The organism is Pseudomonas sp. 3MA1 (genome assembly GCF_029237275.1).
GTDB classification, from domain to species: domain Bacteria; phylum Pseudomonadota; class Gammaproteobacteria; order Pseudomonadales; family Pseudomonadaceae; genus Aquipseudomonas; species Aquipseudomonas fluorescens_AP.
This window is the reverse complement of the sequence record NZ_JAACFX010000001.1, coordinates 923777-936766: the sequence shown is the minus strand read 5'-3', so window position 1 is coordinate 936766 and position 12990 is coordinate 923777. Positions and strand designations below refer to the sequence as shown.

11 protein-coding genes are annotated in these 12990 nt (G+C 63.4%); 8 read left to right on the top strand and 3 right to left on the bottom strand.

The genetic code is table 11. The features are described from left to right. Positions 1 to 25 precede the first annotated feature (25 nt). Positions 26 to 1435: an MATE family efflux transporter gene (locus tag GWQ44_RS04440; RefSeq protein WP_016963001.1), complete on the top strand. Its 1410-nt coding sequence runs from the start codon at positions 26 to 28 to the stop codon at positions 1433 to 1435. Here the strand turns inward: GWQ44_RS04440 and tusA are convergent. Beyond that, positions 1432 to 1683 (bottom strand): sulfurtransferase TusA, encoded by a 252-nt coding sequence (tusA, locus tag GWQ44_RS04435; RefSeq protein ID WP_047302965.1) that lies wholly within the window; start codon positions 1681 to 1683, stop codon positions 1432 to 1434. The genes GWQ44_RS04440 and tusA overlap by 4 nt on opposite strands. 192 nt (positions 1684 to 1875) lie before the next feature. After that, positions 1876 to 2949 (bottom strand): 23S rRNA (cytidine(2498)-2'-O)-methyltransferase RlmM, encoded by a 1074-nt coding sequence (rlmM, locus tag GWQ44_RS04430; RefSeq protein ID WP_103741347.1) that lies wholly within the window; start codon positions 2947 to 2949, stop codon positions 1876 to 1878. A 208-nt stretch (positions 2950 to 3157) separates the two neighbouring features. Between rlmM and acnA the strand changes: the two genes are divergently transcribed. From acnA to GWQ44_RS04415, 3 genes are all read left to right on the top strand, one after another. Further along, the gene (acnA, locus tag GWQ44_RS04425) at positions 3158 to 5899 is read left to right on the top strand and encodes an aconitate hydratase AcnA (RefSeq protein WP_275926706.1); all 2742 of its coding nucleotides are present in this window, start codon (positions 3158 to 3160) and stop codon (positions 5897 to 5899) included. A gap of 176 nt (positions 5900 to 6075) precedes the next feature. Then, positions 6076 to 6867 carry a CPBP family intramembrane glutamic endopeptidase gene (locus GWQ44_RS04420; RefSeq protein WP_275926705.1) on the top strand — a complete coding sequence of 264 codons (792 nt, stop codon included), beginning with the start codon at positions 6076 to 6078 and terminating at the stop codon, positions 6865 to 6867. Between the two features lie 217 nt (positions 6868 to 7084). Continuing rightward, positions 7085 to 8650 carry a PAS domain-containing methyl-accepting chemotaxis protein gene (locus GWQ44_RS04415; protein WP_275926704.1) on the top strand — a complete coding sequence of 522 codons (1566 nt, stop codon included), beginning with the start codon at positions 7085 to 7087 and terminating at the stop codon, positions 8648 to 8650. A gap of 167 nt (positions 8651 to 8817) precedes the next feature. On the opposite strand, the gene GWQ44_RS04410 is transcribed toward GWQ44_RS04415, so the two are convergent. Then, positions 8818 to 9513: an alpha/beta family hydrolase gene (locus GWQ44_RS04410; protein ID WP_275926703.1), complete on the bottom strand. Its 696-nt coding sequence runs from the start codon at positions 9511 to 9513 to the stop codon at positions 8818 to 8820. Positions 9514 to 9612: 99 nt separating this feature from the next. Between GWQ44_RS04410 and ccoN the strand changes: the two genes are divergently transcribed. Genes ccoN through ccoP form a run of 4 tightly spaced genes read left to right on the top strand, consistent with a single transcriptional unit; the run spans position 9613 to position 12834 of the window. Further along, positions 9613 to 11037, top strand: a complete 1425-nt coding sequence (gene ccoN, locus GWQ44_RS04405; RefSeq protein WP_047302957.1) for a cytochrome-c oxidase, cbb3-type subunit I — start codon at positions 9613 to 9615, stop codon at positions 11035 to 11037. A 10-nt stretch (positions 11038 to 11047) separates the two neighbouring features. Further along, on the top strand, positions 11048 to 11656 hold the full coding sequence (ccoO, locus tag GWQ44_RS04400) for a cytochrome-c oxidase, cbb3-type subunit II (RefSeq protein ID WP_016967270.1): 609 nt from the start codon (positions 11048 to 11050) through the stop codon (positions 11654 to 11656). 3 nt (positions 11657 to 11659) lie between these two features. Beyond that, positions 11660 to 11890: a cbb3-type cytochrome c oxidase subunit 3 gene (locus tag GWQ44_RS04395; RefSeq protein ID WP_016967269.1), complete on the top strand. Its 231-nt coding sequence runs from the start codon at positions 11660 to 11662 to the stop codon at positions 11888 to 11890. Continuing rightward, a complete protein-coding gene (gene ccoP / locus GWQ44_RS04390; protein ID WP_179597328.1) occupies positions 11887 to 12834 on the top strand; it encodes a cytochrome-c oxidase, cbb3-type subunit III in 948 nt (315 codons plus the stop codon). The genes GWQ44_RS04395 and ccoP overlap by 4 nt, the downstream gene beginning before the upstream one ends. Positions 12835 to 12990 lie beyond the last annotated feature (156 nt).

The following is a 12990-nucleotide window of genomic DNA, read 5'->3' as shown; positions in this document are numbered from 1 at the left end:
AACACACCTATGGACGCTCCGCCCCGTGAATTCCGTGACCGACACCCCCTCCAACACAGCCATCAGCCGCCCTGCCCGGGTCGGCCGCGAACTGCGGGACCTGCTGCAATTGGCCCTGCCCATCATGATTGCCCAGGTGGCCACCACCGCCATGGGCTTTGTCGACGCGGTGATGGCCGGCCGGGTCAGCTCGCGGGACCTGGCGGCCGTGGCCCTGGGCAACTCGATCTGGATTCCGGTGTTCCTGCTGATGACCGGCACCCTGCTGGCCACCACGCCCAAGGTCGCCCAGCGCTTTGGCGCCGGCAAGCTGCACGAGATCGGCCCGGTGGTACGCCAGGCCCTGTGGCTGGCCCTGGTCGCCGGGATCTCGGCGACACTGATGCTGGTCAGCGCCGAACCGATCCTGCACCTGATGAACGTCGATCCTGAACTGATCAAGCCCTGCATGGGCTATCTGCATGGCATCGCCAGCGGCCTGCCGGCGGTGGCGCTGTACTACGTGCTGCGCTGCCTGAGCGACGGCCTGGGACGCACGGTGCCAAGCATGGTCATCGGCCTGTGTGGCCTGGCCCTGAACATCCCCATCAACTACGTCTTCATCTATGGCCACTTCGGCGTGCCGGCCATGGGTGGCGTGGGCTGTGGCTGGGCTACCGCCATCGTCATGTGGGCCATGATGCTGGGCATGGCGGGCTGGATTGCCTGGGCACCGGCCTATCGCAAGATCCAGTTGTTCTGCCAGTTCGACTGGCCGCAAGGGGCCGTGATCGGGCGCTTGCTCAGCGTCGGCCTGCCCATCGGCATCGCGGTATTCGCCGAGTCGAGCATCTTCGCGGTGATCGCCCTGTTGATCGGCAGCCTGGGAGCCACGGTGGTGGCCGGACACCAGATCGCCCTCAACGTCAGCGCCCTGATGTTCATGATTCCCTACTCCCTGGCCATGGCCGTGACCGTGCGGGTCGGCCAGTCCCTGGGACGCCAGCAGCCGCGCAACGCACGCTTCAGCGCCGGTGTCGGCATGGGCGCGGCCCTGGCTTATGCCTGCCTGTCGGCGAGCCTGATGTTCCTGCTGCGCGAACCCATCGCCTCGATCTACACCAACGACCCACTGGTGATCCAGGTCGCTTCGATGCTCATCGTCTACTCGGCGCTGTTCCAGTTCTCCGACGGCATCCAGGTCACCGCCGCCGGCGCACTGCGGGGGTATCAGGACACCCGGGTGACCATGATCCTGACCCTGTTCGCTTATTGGGGGATTGGCCTGCCGGTCGGCTACGTCCTGGGCCTGACCGACTGGTTCGGTCCGGCGCGTGGCCCGAGCGGCCTGTGGGAGGGCTTGATTGCCGGCTTGACCTGCGCCGCGCTGATGCTGCTGATCCGCTTGACCCGCAGCGCGCGCAAGCAGATCCGCATCAGCCGTTCGGCCGGTTAATCGAGCTTCTTGCGAATCCAGTAGAGATAGGTTCCGGCCTCTTCCTGCTGCGCCACCAGTTCGTGGTCGAGAAACACACAGAACTTGGGAATGTCGCGGCGGGTGGAAGGGTCGGTGGCAATCACTTTCAACAGCCCGCCTGCCGGCAGGTCGCGGATGTGCTGGTGCAGCATCATCACCGGCTCGGGGCAATTGAGGCCGGTGGCGTCAAGGGTGCCGTCGACCGGCGTATCGATGATTTGACTCATGGTTCACTCCTGAAACAGGCGGGCATTGTCACGCAATGCCGCCATCGGGTCATCTGTTGCCGTCGTTCCACGCCCCCCGCCCTCCCGTAGGAGCTGGCTTGCCAGCGAAGGCATCCTCACGCCTTGCACGGGTGTGGGGCCTTTTTCGCCGGCAAGCCGGCTCCTACCAGGAAGCGCGTGGTGTTGCGGGGACTACGCCGATTTGGGCTTTTTCACATCCAGGCGCCGCAGGTGGCAGGTCACTTCCTCGCGGTCGTGATACAGCTGCTTGCAGCCAATCGCCACGCGAATCCCCCGGGCCTTGAAGCCGTCTTCAATCCGCTCCAGCAAGCGCTTCACTTCGGCATAACGCTGCTTCATCGGCAGCTTCAGGTTGACCACCGCTTCGCGGCAATGGCCCTCGCCGATCCAGGTTTCCAGGAGCGCCGCGTTGCGCGCCGGCTTCTCGACGATATCGCAGACCATCCAGTCCACCGGCTGCCGCGGCTTGAAGGTAAAACCGTCGGCCATCAAGTGCTGCACCAGACCGGTGTCCATCAGGCTTTCGGCCATCGGGCCGTTATCGACGGCGGTCACCAGCATGCCGCGATTGACCAGTTGCCAGGTCCAGCCTCCCGGCGCCGCGCCCAGGTCAACCCCGGTCATGTCGCTGTGCAGGCGCTCGTCCCATTGATCGCGGGGGATGAAGTGGTGCCAGGCCTCTTCCAGCTTCAGGGTCGAACGGCTCGGCGCTTCCCGGGGGAACTTCAGCCGTGGAATGCCCATGGGCCACATGGCCGAGTTGCCGGCATCCGCCAGTCCGACGAACACTTCACGGCCGCTCTTGAAGGTCAGCAGCAAGCGCGGCTTGGCGGCGTCGTCCACCAGCTTGCCGGCAGCGCTCAGGGCCTTGCGCAACGGACCTTCGAATTTCTTGCAGAAGTTCGACAGTTCCTTGCCGTCATTGGTATCCACCACCTCCAGCCACAGGCTGCCGCACTGGGGAAAGTGGGCCAGGTAGGCCAGGATCACGCTGATGCGGTCGGTTTCCGGCAACTCGATGAAGCCGCCACGGGCCCACTGCCGGGGAAAGATCAGTTCCGAGAAGCGCAAGCCCTGCATCAGGCGCTGGGCGCCGTCGTCCTCGGTGCAGATGAACTCGGCGCAGGCGCTGCTGGGCTTGGCCTTGGCGTAGCCGGCGACATTCAAGCGGGCCGCGTGATCGGCGATCTCGGAGCAGACTTCGCCCTCGAAACCGGGCCGGCAGTGGATAAACAGGGTGTTCATTGAATCTCCTGGGCAAATGGCGACGAATCGATGCGCAAACCTGCCCTGTAGCAAAGCCTGTCACGAAAACCGGCGCATCATAACCGAGTTCGGAACCTTGGACTTGCGCCAGCAGTCCAGTGATTAGCCATAGGCCGCAAACAGAGCTAGGTTAACTCTCTGTCCGTATCACAGGTCCGTAGCCGTGCGGGCCACAAGGAGTCATTCAATGCCATCCCTCGATAGCCTGAAAACCCTTAAAACCCTGAAGGTCGATGACAAGACCTATCACTATTTCAGCCTGCCGGACGCTGCCAAGAGCCTGGGTGACATCGACGCCCTGCCGATGTCGCTGAAAGTCCTGCTGGAAAACCTGCTGCGCTGGGAAGACGACAAGACCGTCACCGGCGCCGACCTCAAGGCCCTCGCGGCCTGGCTCAAGGAACGCCGCTCCGACCGCGAGATCCAGTACCGCCCCGCGCGGGTGCTGATGCAGGACTTCACCGGAGTGCCGGCGGTGGTCGACCTGGCCGCCATGCGCGCCGCCATGGCCAAGGCCGGCGGCGATCCGCAGCGGATCAACCCGCTGTCGCCGGTGGACCTGGTGATCGACCACTCGGTGATGGTGGACAAGTTCGCCAGCAGCAGCGCCTTCGAACAGAACGTCGACATCGAGATGCAGCGCAACGGCGAACGCTACGCCTTCCTGCGCTGGGGCCAGAGCGCCTTCGACAACTTCAGCGTGGTGCCGCCGGGCACCGGCATCTGCCACCAGGTCAACCTGGAATACCTGGGACGCACGGTCTGGACCAAGGACGAGGATGGCCGCACCTACGCCTTCCCCGACACCCTGGTGGGCACCGACTCCCACACCACCATGATCAACGGCCTCGGCGTGCTCGGCTGGGGCGTGGGCGGGATCGAGGCCGAGGCGGCCATGCTCGGCCAGCCGGTGTCGATGCTGATTCCGGAAGTCATCGGCTTCAAGCTCACCGGCAAGCTCAAGGAAGGCATCACCGCCACCGACCTGGTGCTGACGGTGACCCAGATGCTGCGCAAGAAGGGCGTAGTGGGCAAGTTCGTCGAGTTCTATGGCGACGGCCTGGCCGACCTGCCCCTGGCAGACCGCGCCACCATCGCCAACATGGCCCCGGAATACGGCGCCACCTGCGGCTTCTTCCCGGTGGACGACATCACCCTGGATTACCTGCGCCTGTCCGGGCGCCCTGCCGAGCTGGTGAAGCTGGTGGAGGCCTACAGCAAGGCCCAGGGCCTGTGGCGCCTGCCGGGCAAGGAGCCGGTATTCACCGACAGTCTGGCCCTGGACATGGGCGGCGTCGAAGCCAGTCTCGCCGGCCCCAAACGGCCACAGGACCGGGTTGCATTGCCCAACGTGGCCCAGGCGTTCACTGACTTTCTCGACTTGCAGTTCAAGCCCACCAGCAAGGAAGAAGGCCGCCTGGAAAGCGAAGGCGGCGGTGGTGTTGCCGTCGGCAATGCCGATCTGGTGGGCGAAGCCGACTACCAATACGACGGCCAGACCTATCGCCTGAAAAACGGCGCGGTGGTGATCGCCGCCATCACCTCCTGCACCAACACCTCCAACCCCAGCGTGATGATGGCCGCCGGACTGGTGGCCAAGAAAGCCGTGGAACAGGGCCTGCAGCGCAAGCCCTGGGTCAAGAGCTCCCTGGCTCCTGGCTCCAAGGTGGTGACCGACTACTACAAGGCCGCCGGCCTGACGCAATACCTGGATCAGTTGGGCTTCGACCTGGTGGGTTACGGCTGCACCACCTGCATCGGCAACTCCGGCCCGCTACAGGAGCCGATCGAAAAAGCCATCCAGCAAGCCGATCTCACCGTGGCTTCGGTGCTGTCGGGCAACCGCAACTTCGAGGGCCGGGTGCACCCGCTGGTGAAAACCAACTGGCTGGCCTCGCCGCCCCTGGTGGTGGCCTATGCCCTGGCCGGTACGGTGCGCATCGACCTCAGCAGCGAACCCCTGAGCCAGGGCAAGGATGGCCAGCCGGTGTACCTGCGGGACATCTGGCCCAGCAGCCAGGAGATCGCCGAGGCCGTGGCCCAGGTCAACACCCGGATGTTCCACAAGGAATACGCCGAAGTGTTTGCCGGGGATGCACAGTGGCAAGCCATCGAAGTGCCGCAGGCTGCCACCTATGTCTGGCAGGACGACTCCACCTATATCCAGCACCCGCCCTTCTTCGATGACATCGCCGGCCCGCTGCCGCAGATCAAGGATGTCAACGGCGCCCGGGTCCTGGCCCTGCTGGGAGATTCGGTGACCACCGACCACATCTCCCCCGCCGGCAATATCAAGGCCGACAGCCCGGCCGGCCGCTACCTGCGGGACAAGGGCGTAGAACCGCGGGACTTCAACTCCTACGGCTCACGACGTGGCAACCACGAAGTGATGATGCGCGGCACCTTCGCCAACATCCGCATCCGCAATGAAATGCTCGGCGGCGAGGAAGGTGGCAACACCCTGTACATCCCCACCGGAGAGAAGCTGGCGATCTATGACGCGGCCATGCGTTACCAGGCCGACGGCACGCCGCTGGTGGTGATCGCCGGCCAGGAATACGGCACCGGCTCCAGCCGCGACTGGGCCGCCAAGGGCACCAACCTGCTGGGGGTCAAGGCGGTGATCGCCGAAAGCTTCGAGCGCATCCACCGCTCCAACCTGGTGGGCATGGGGGTCTTGCCCTTGCAGTTCAAGCTGGATCAGAACCGCAAGAGCCTGAAGCTCACCGGCAAGGAAACCCTGGACATCCTCGGCCTGAGCGATGTGGAACTGACACCGCGGATGAACCTGCCCCTGGTCATCACCCGCGAAGATGGCAGCCAGGAGAAGATCGAGGTGCTGTGCCGCATCGACACCTTGAATGAAGTGGAGTACTTCAAGTCCGGAGGGATCCTGCACTACGTGTTGCGGCAATTGATTGCATCCTGATCCGCCACGAAAACAAACACCGCCTCCGGGCGGTGTTTTTCGTCGGGCTGTCGAACAAGACTCAGCTGGTTATACTTGCCGCCCGCCGAAACTGACCCATCGGTCGCAAAAACGACTACAGATCCGGCGCTGTACCACGTCTCTGCAATACCCATTCTTCGCAACAAGGATTCCACATGACCGCTCTGCCATGGATGTATCTGGCACTCCTTTCCATTGGCTACGCACTGGCCCTGAGCTATGGCCAACTGGGGCTGCTGGCTGCCCTTTCGATCCTCCTCCTGCTGTGTGCCGGCTTTGCCGTGCGCCAGAAACGCAGTCGGGTCGGCCAGTACCTGGGCCACGGCCTGTTCGTGGTGCTGGCCCTGGCCCTGGCCATGCACTGGTTGCCTGGTTTCTACAACGGCCGGGCCATCGACCCGCAACGTTTTACCGATGATGCCGTGCCGTTTTCCATGTACCTGAACCAGGACAAGCCGCTGATCGGTTTCTGGTTGCTGCTGGCGTGCCCATGGATCGTCGGCCGGCGCTCGTTGCGCCTGTCGCTGTATGCCAGCGCCGTGGCCCTGACCCTGTGTGCAGTGGCGGCGCTAGGTGGCGCGCTGCTGCTGGGGATCATCAGCTGGGCCCCGAAATGGCCGGATCAGGCCTGGCTGTGGGTGCTGAACAACCTGCTGCTGGTGACCCTGGTGGAGGAAGCGCTGTTCCGTGGCTACATCCAGGGCGGCCTGAGCCGACGCTTCAAGGCGCTGCCCTACGGCGAGAACCTGGCGCTGCTGTGCGCGGCCCTGCTGTTCGGCCTGGTGCACCTGGGCGCGGGGTGGCAATGGACCCTACTGGCGGGCATCGCCGGGGTCGGCTACGGTCTGGCTTATCGTTTTGGCGGCCTGAGCGCGGCGATTGCCACTCACTTCGGCCTCAATCTGCTGCATTTCGGCTTGTTCACCTACCCGATGCTGGCCGGTTAAGCGGCCCGTCATTTAGCCAAACCAGTACTTCAGAAGTATTGACTGCCAAGGAAGAAGGTCAATGATTAGCCCCTCGCCAACGCCGGCTGAAACCCGCAGGCGTTTTTTGCAAGCGACACATTCTGCCAATAAGACCCAGAGCCGATTATTGAAAAATAATTTCAATAATCGGTTGAAGCGGCCGACAACCCATCAAAGCCTTGCGGATTGAAAAACCATGCGTAATAACCAGCCTGTCACTCAGCGCGAACGTACCTTCCCGGCTCAACAACGGTTGATTTCCACCACCGACGCCAAAGGCGTGATCACCTACTGCAACGACGCCTTTGTCGAGATCAGTGGGTTCTCCCGTGAAGAACTGGTTCGCGCACCGCACAACCTGGTCCGCCACCCCGATGTACCGGCGGCGGTGTTCGCGCACATGTGGGGCACCTTGAAACAAGGCTTGCCATGGATGGGCATCGTCAAGAACCGCTGCAAGACCGGCGACCACTACTGGGTCAACGCCTATGTCACGCCGGTGTTCGAAGGCAGCCAGGTGGTGGGCTACGAGTCGGTACGGGTCAAGCCCACCGCCGAGCAGGTACGCCGCGCCGAAGCACTCTACCAGCGGATCAACTCCGGCAAGTCGGCCATTCCCAAGCGTGACAAGTGGCTACCGATACTGCAGGACTGGCTGCCGTTCATTCTGGTCAGCCAACTGAGCTTCATGATCGGCGCCTGGCTCAACTCCCATTGGGGCTTCGCCCTGGCGGCGACGCTCTCGGTGCCCCTGGGCCTGCTGGGCCTGAGCTGGCAGCAACGCGGCCTCAAGCGCCTGCTGCGCCTGGCCGAGCAGACCACCTCCGACCCGCTGATCGCCCAGATGTACACCGACAGCCGCGGCGCCCAGGCGCGCCTGGAAATGTCGATCCTGAGCCAGGAAGCCCGCCTGAAGACCTGCCTGACCCGCCTGCAGGACACCGCCGAGCACCTCAACGAGCAGGCCCGGCAGTCCGACACCCTGGCCCACAACAGCTCCAGCGGCCTGGAACGCCAGCGGGTCGAGACCGAGCAGGTGGCCACCGCGGTCAACCAGATGGCCGCCACCACCCAGGAAGTGGCCAGCCACGTACAACGCACCGCCGATGCTACCCAGGAAGCCAACCGTCTCACCGGCCGCGGCCGGGACATCGCCGGGGAAACCCGCGAAGCCATCCAGCGCCTGTCGGTGGTGGTGGGCGAGACCGGCCTGACCGTGACCCAGCTGGCCAAGGACAGCGATGAGATCGGCGGCGTGGTCGATGTGATCAAGGGCATCGCCGACCAGACCAACCTGCTGGCGTTGAACGCGGCCATCGAGGCGGCACGCGCCGGGGAAATGGGCCGCGGCTTTGCCGTGGTCGCCGATGAAGTGCGCCAGCTGGCGCAACGCACCAGCGAGTCCACCGGGCAGATCCACACCCTGATCGCCAAGCTGCAGCAAACCGCCGCCACTGCGGTGCAAACCATGGACGCCGGTCATCGTCAGGCCGAAGAAGGCGTGGCGCGGGTGCTGGAAGCCGACCAGGCGCTGGTGGGCATCAGCGAAGCGGTGGCCAATATCACCGACATGACCACCCAGATCGCCGCCGCCACCGAAGAGCAAAGCTCGGTGGCCGAAGAGATCAGCCGCAACATCAGCACCATCGCGCAACTGGCGGACCAGACGTCGGAGCAGGCCCAGCACTCGGCCGAACTCAGCGAAGCCCTGACCCGCACCGCCCACACCCAGTACTCGCTGGTGGAGCGTTTCAACCGCTAAGCCCCCGGGCCGGCGACCAAAAAACCGCAAGCATCGGCTTGCGGTTTTTTTATGCCCGCAAACCCACCCAACAAACGTAGGAGCGAGCTTGCTCGCGATAAATCTTCACCGCGCTACAAATTCGAAAGCCGGGTGAACGCTTCGCGAGCAAGCTCGCTCCTACAGGATCAGGCCAGTGTTTGCAGGAACGCCGCGACCTTGGCCGCCGCTGACTCCAGATGCTGCTCATGGGTGTAACCGGAAGCCTTCAGGGGCTTGAGATCGTGATCAGCGGCGGTCAGCCAGTACAGCTCGATACTGGGCGCCAGTGAGTAGGCCTCGACCGCCTGGCGATTGCCCAGGGCGTCGCGCTCGCCCTGTACGATCAGGCTCGGCGTCGCCAGTTCGGCCAGGTGCGCCACCCGCGGTTTCTCCGGCTTGCCGGCCGCATAGAAGGGATAACCCAGGCACACCAGGGCATCGGCCGCCAGTTCGTCGGCCAGCAGACTGGCCATGCGCCCGCCCATGGACTTGCCGCCCAGCGCCAGAACCCCAGTGACATAAGGTCGCACCGCTGCCTGCACCTCACGCCAGCATTGCAGGAGTTTGGCCGCCGGGTTGGGCGGCCGCTTGCCGCCGTCCAGGCGCCGCTGGGCCATGTAGGGAAACTCGAAGCGCAAGACGTTCACCCCATGCCTGGCAAGGCGTGCAGCGATGTCGTTCATGAACCCGCTGTCCATCGGCGCGCCGGCCCCGTGGGCCAGGATCAGCGTCGGTGCTTGCAACGGGTCGGCAACAGCGGCGACCTCCCATAACCAGCCGCGTTCCTGCACGCACTGCGCCCATTGATCCCCGTCAATACTGGCCTTGTGCTCATTGCTCATGCTTGCCTCGCTTTTAGTCTGCCTATAACTCCAGACGAAGTGAGCGCGCCTTGCCGTGCGCAGTCGCTTTCACTTCAGCTGAACCGTGGATGGGGAACCATGAACACTTCTATCAGTACCGCCTACAACTACAAGGTGGTCCGCCAATTCGCCATTATGACGGTGGTGTGGGGCATCGTCGGCATGGGGCTCGGGGTTTTTCTCGCTGCCCAGTTGGTCTGGCCTGAACTCAACTTTGACTTACCGTGGACCAGCTTCGGCCGTCTACGTCCATTGCACACCAACGCCGTAATCTTCGCCTTCGGCGGCTGCGCGCTGTTTGCCAGCTCGTTCTACTCGGTGCAACGCACCTGCCAGACTCAGTTGTTCGCGCCGAAAATCGCCGCGTTCTGCTTCTGGGGCTGGCAGTTGGTCATCCTCCTGGCGGCCATCAGCCTGCCATTGGGCTACACCAGCTCCAAGGAATACGCCGAACTGGAATGGCCGATCGATATCCTGATCACCATTGTCTGGGTGGCCTACGCCATCGTGTTCTTCGGCACCCTGATGCAGCGCAAGACCAAGCACATCTATGTGGGCAACTGGTTCTTCGGCGCGTTCATCATCACCGTGGCCATCCTGCACATCGTCAACAACCTGGAACTGCCGGTGAGCTTCACCAAGTCCTACTCGGTGTATGCCGGTGCGACCGATGCGATGGTGCAATGGTGGTACGGCCACAACGCCGTGGGCTTCTTCCTGACCGCGGGCTTCCTGGGGATGATGTACTACTTCGTACCCAAGCAGGCCGAGCGTCCGGTGTACTCCTACCGCTTGTCCATCGTGCACTTCTGGGCATTGATCACCCTGTACATCTGGGCCGGTCCGCACCACCTGCACTACACCGCGCTGCCGGACTGGGCTCAGTCTCTGGGCATGGTGATGTCCCTGGTACTGCTGGCTCCAAGCTGGGGCGGCATGATCAACGGCATGATGACCCTCTCGGGTGCCTGGCATAAGCTGCGCAGCGACCCGATCCTGCGCTTCTTGGTGGTGTCCCTGGCGTTCTACGGCATGTCGACCTTCGAAGGTCCGATGATGGCGATCAAGACCGTCAACGCCCTGTCCCACTACACCGACTGGACCATCGGCCACGTACACGCCGGCGCTCTGGGCTGGGTGGCGATGATCTCCATCGGCGCGCTGTACCACCTGATCCCGAAAGTCTTTGGTCGCGAGCAGATGTACAGCGTCGGCCTGATCAACACCCACTTCTGGCTCGCCACCATCGGCACCGTGCTCTACATCGCTTCGATGTGGGTCAACGGCATCGCCCAGGGCCTGATGTGGCGTGCGGTCAACGAAGACGGCACCCTCACCTACTCCTTCGTCGAAACCCTGGTGGCCAGCCACCCAGGCTTCATCGTGCGACTGGTCGGTGGTGCGATCTTCCTCAGCGGCATGTTCCTGATGGCTTACAACACCTGGCGCACGGTGCGTGCCGCAGTGCCAGCCGAAGTCAACGCCGCTGCGCAGATGGCCTGAGGAGTTCGCCATGAAACACGAAACGATTGAAAAAAACGTCGGCCTGCTGATGCTGCTGATGGTCTTCGCGGTGAGCATCGGCGGTCTGACCCAGATCGTCCCGCTGTTCTTCCAGGACGTCACCAACAAGCCGGTGGAAGGCATGAAGCCCTACACCGCGCTGCAACTGGAAGGCCGCGACATCTACATCCGCGAAGGCTGCGTACAGTGCCACTCGCAGATGATCCGTCCGTTCCGCGCCGAAACCGAACGCTATGGCCACTACTCGGTAGCCGGTGAGAGCGTCTGGGACCATCCGTTCCTGTGGGGCTCCAAGCGTACCGGTCCGGACCTGGCCCGGGTGGGCGGCCGCTACTCCGATGACTGGCACCGCGCGCACCTGTACAACCCGCGCAACGTCGTGCCCGAGTCGAAGATGCCGGCCTATCCGTGGCTGGTGAACGCACCGGTGGATAGCAGCCATACCGAAACCAAGCTCAAGGTCATGCGCACCCTGGGTGTGCCGTACACCGACGAAGATATCGCCGGCGCTACCGCCACGCTCAAGGGCAAGACCGAGATGGACGCCCTGGTGTCCTACCTGCAAGTGCTTGGCACTGCGATCAAGAGCAAGAGGTGAGCCATGGGTTTTGAACTCGATAGCGGCATGATCCGCGGGCTCGGGACCCTGGTGGTGATGATCGCCTTCGTCGGCCTGTCGATCTGGGTGTTCAACTCCAAACGCAATCCCGAGTTTGCCCAGGCACGCCTGCTGCCCTTCGCCGACGACCCGATGCCGGGTGCGGCACCGGCCGGCAACACAACTGATGACGCTCAACCTCAAGAGCCTGCAACAAGGAGCATTCGGCCATGACCACCTTCTGGAGTACGTGGATCTGCGTACTGACCATCGGCAGCCTGATCGGCCTGACCTGGCTGCTGGTTGGCACCCGCAAGGGTGAAACCAAGGGCAGCGTGGACCAGACCATGGGCCACGCCTTCGATGGCATCGAGGAGTACGACAACCCCCTGCCGCAATGGTGGTTCCTGCTGTTCGCCGGGACCCTGGTGTTTTCCGTGGGCTACCTGATCCTCTACCCGGGTCTGGGCAACTGGAAAGGCATCCTGCCGGGCTATGAAGACGGCTGGACCCAGACCAAGGAATGGGAAAAGGAAATGGCCAAGGCGGACGTGAAGTTTGGTCCGATCTTCGCCAAATTCGCAGCCATGCCCGTGGAAGAAGTAGCCAAGGACCCGCAAGCACTGAAGATGGGCGGACGCCTGTTCGCCTCCAACTGCTCGGTGTGCCACGGCTCGGACGCCAAGGGTGCCTTCGGCTTCCCTAACCTGGCGGACGACAACTGGCGCTGGGGCGGCAGTGCCGACACCATCAAGGCCACCATCATGGGCGGCCGCATGGCGGCCATGCCGGCCTGGGGCGAAGTGCTCAAGGAAGCAGGCGTGAAGAACGTAGCGGCTTATGTCCGTCACGAACTGGCCGGCCTGCCTCTGCCAGCCGACAGCGACGCCGATCTGGTAGCAGGGCAGCAAGCGTTCAGCACCACCTGCGTGGCCTGTCATGGCGCCGACGGTAAGGGCACCCAGATCATGGGCGCGCCCGACCTGACCCAGCCGGCCGGCTTCATCTACGGCACCAGCCTGGCGCAACTGCAACAGACCATCCGTCATGGTCGCCAGGGCCACATGCCAGCGCAGAGCGAACTGCTTGGCAATGACAAGGTGCAACTGCTGGCCGCCTACGTGTACAGCCTGTCCCACCACAACAGCGACAAGCCACAAGCTGAAGGCGACAAGTAAAAAATCAACGGCAAGCTGCGAGATTTCACTTGCAGCTTGCCGCTTGAAGCTTTCCCCCCTGCCGCTTTGCGACCAAGTGTCGCACCCCTCTCCCCCGCCGCGTTTGCACTGATCCCAATCAGGTCTAAGCTTGCCCCGAAGTGGACTGGCAATGGC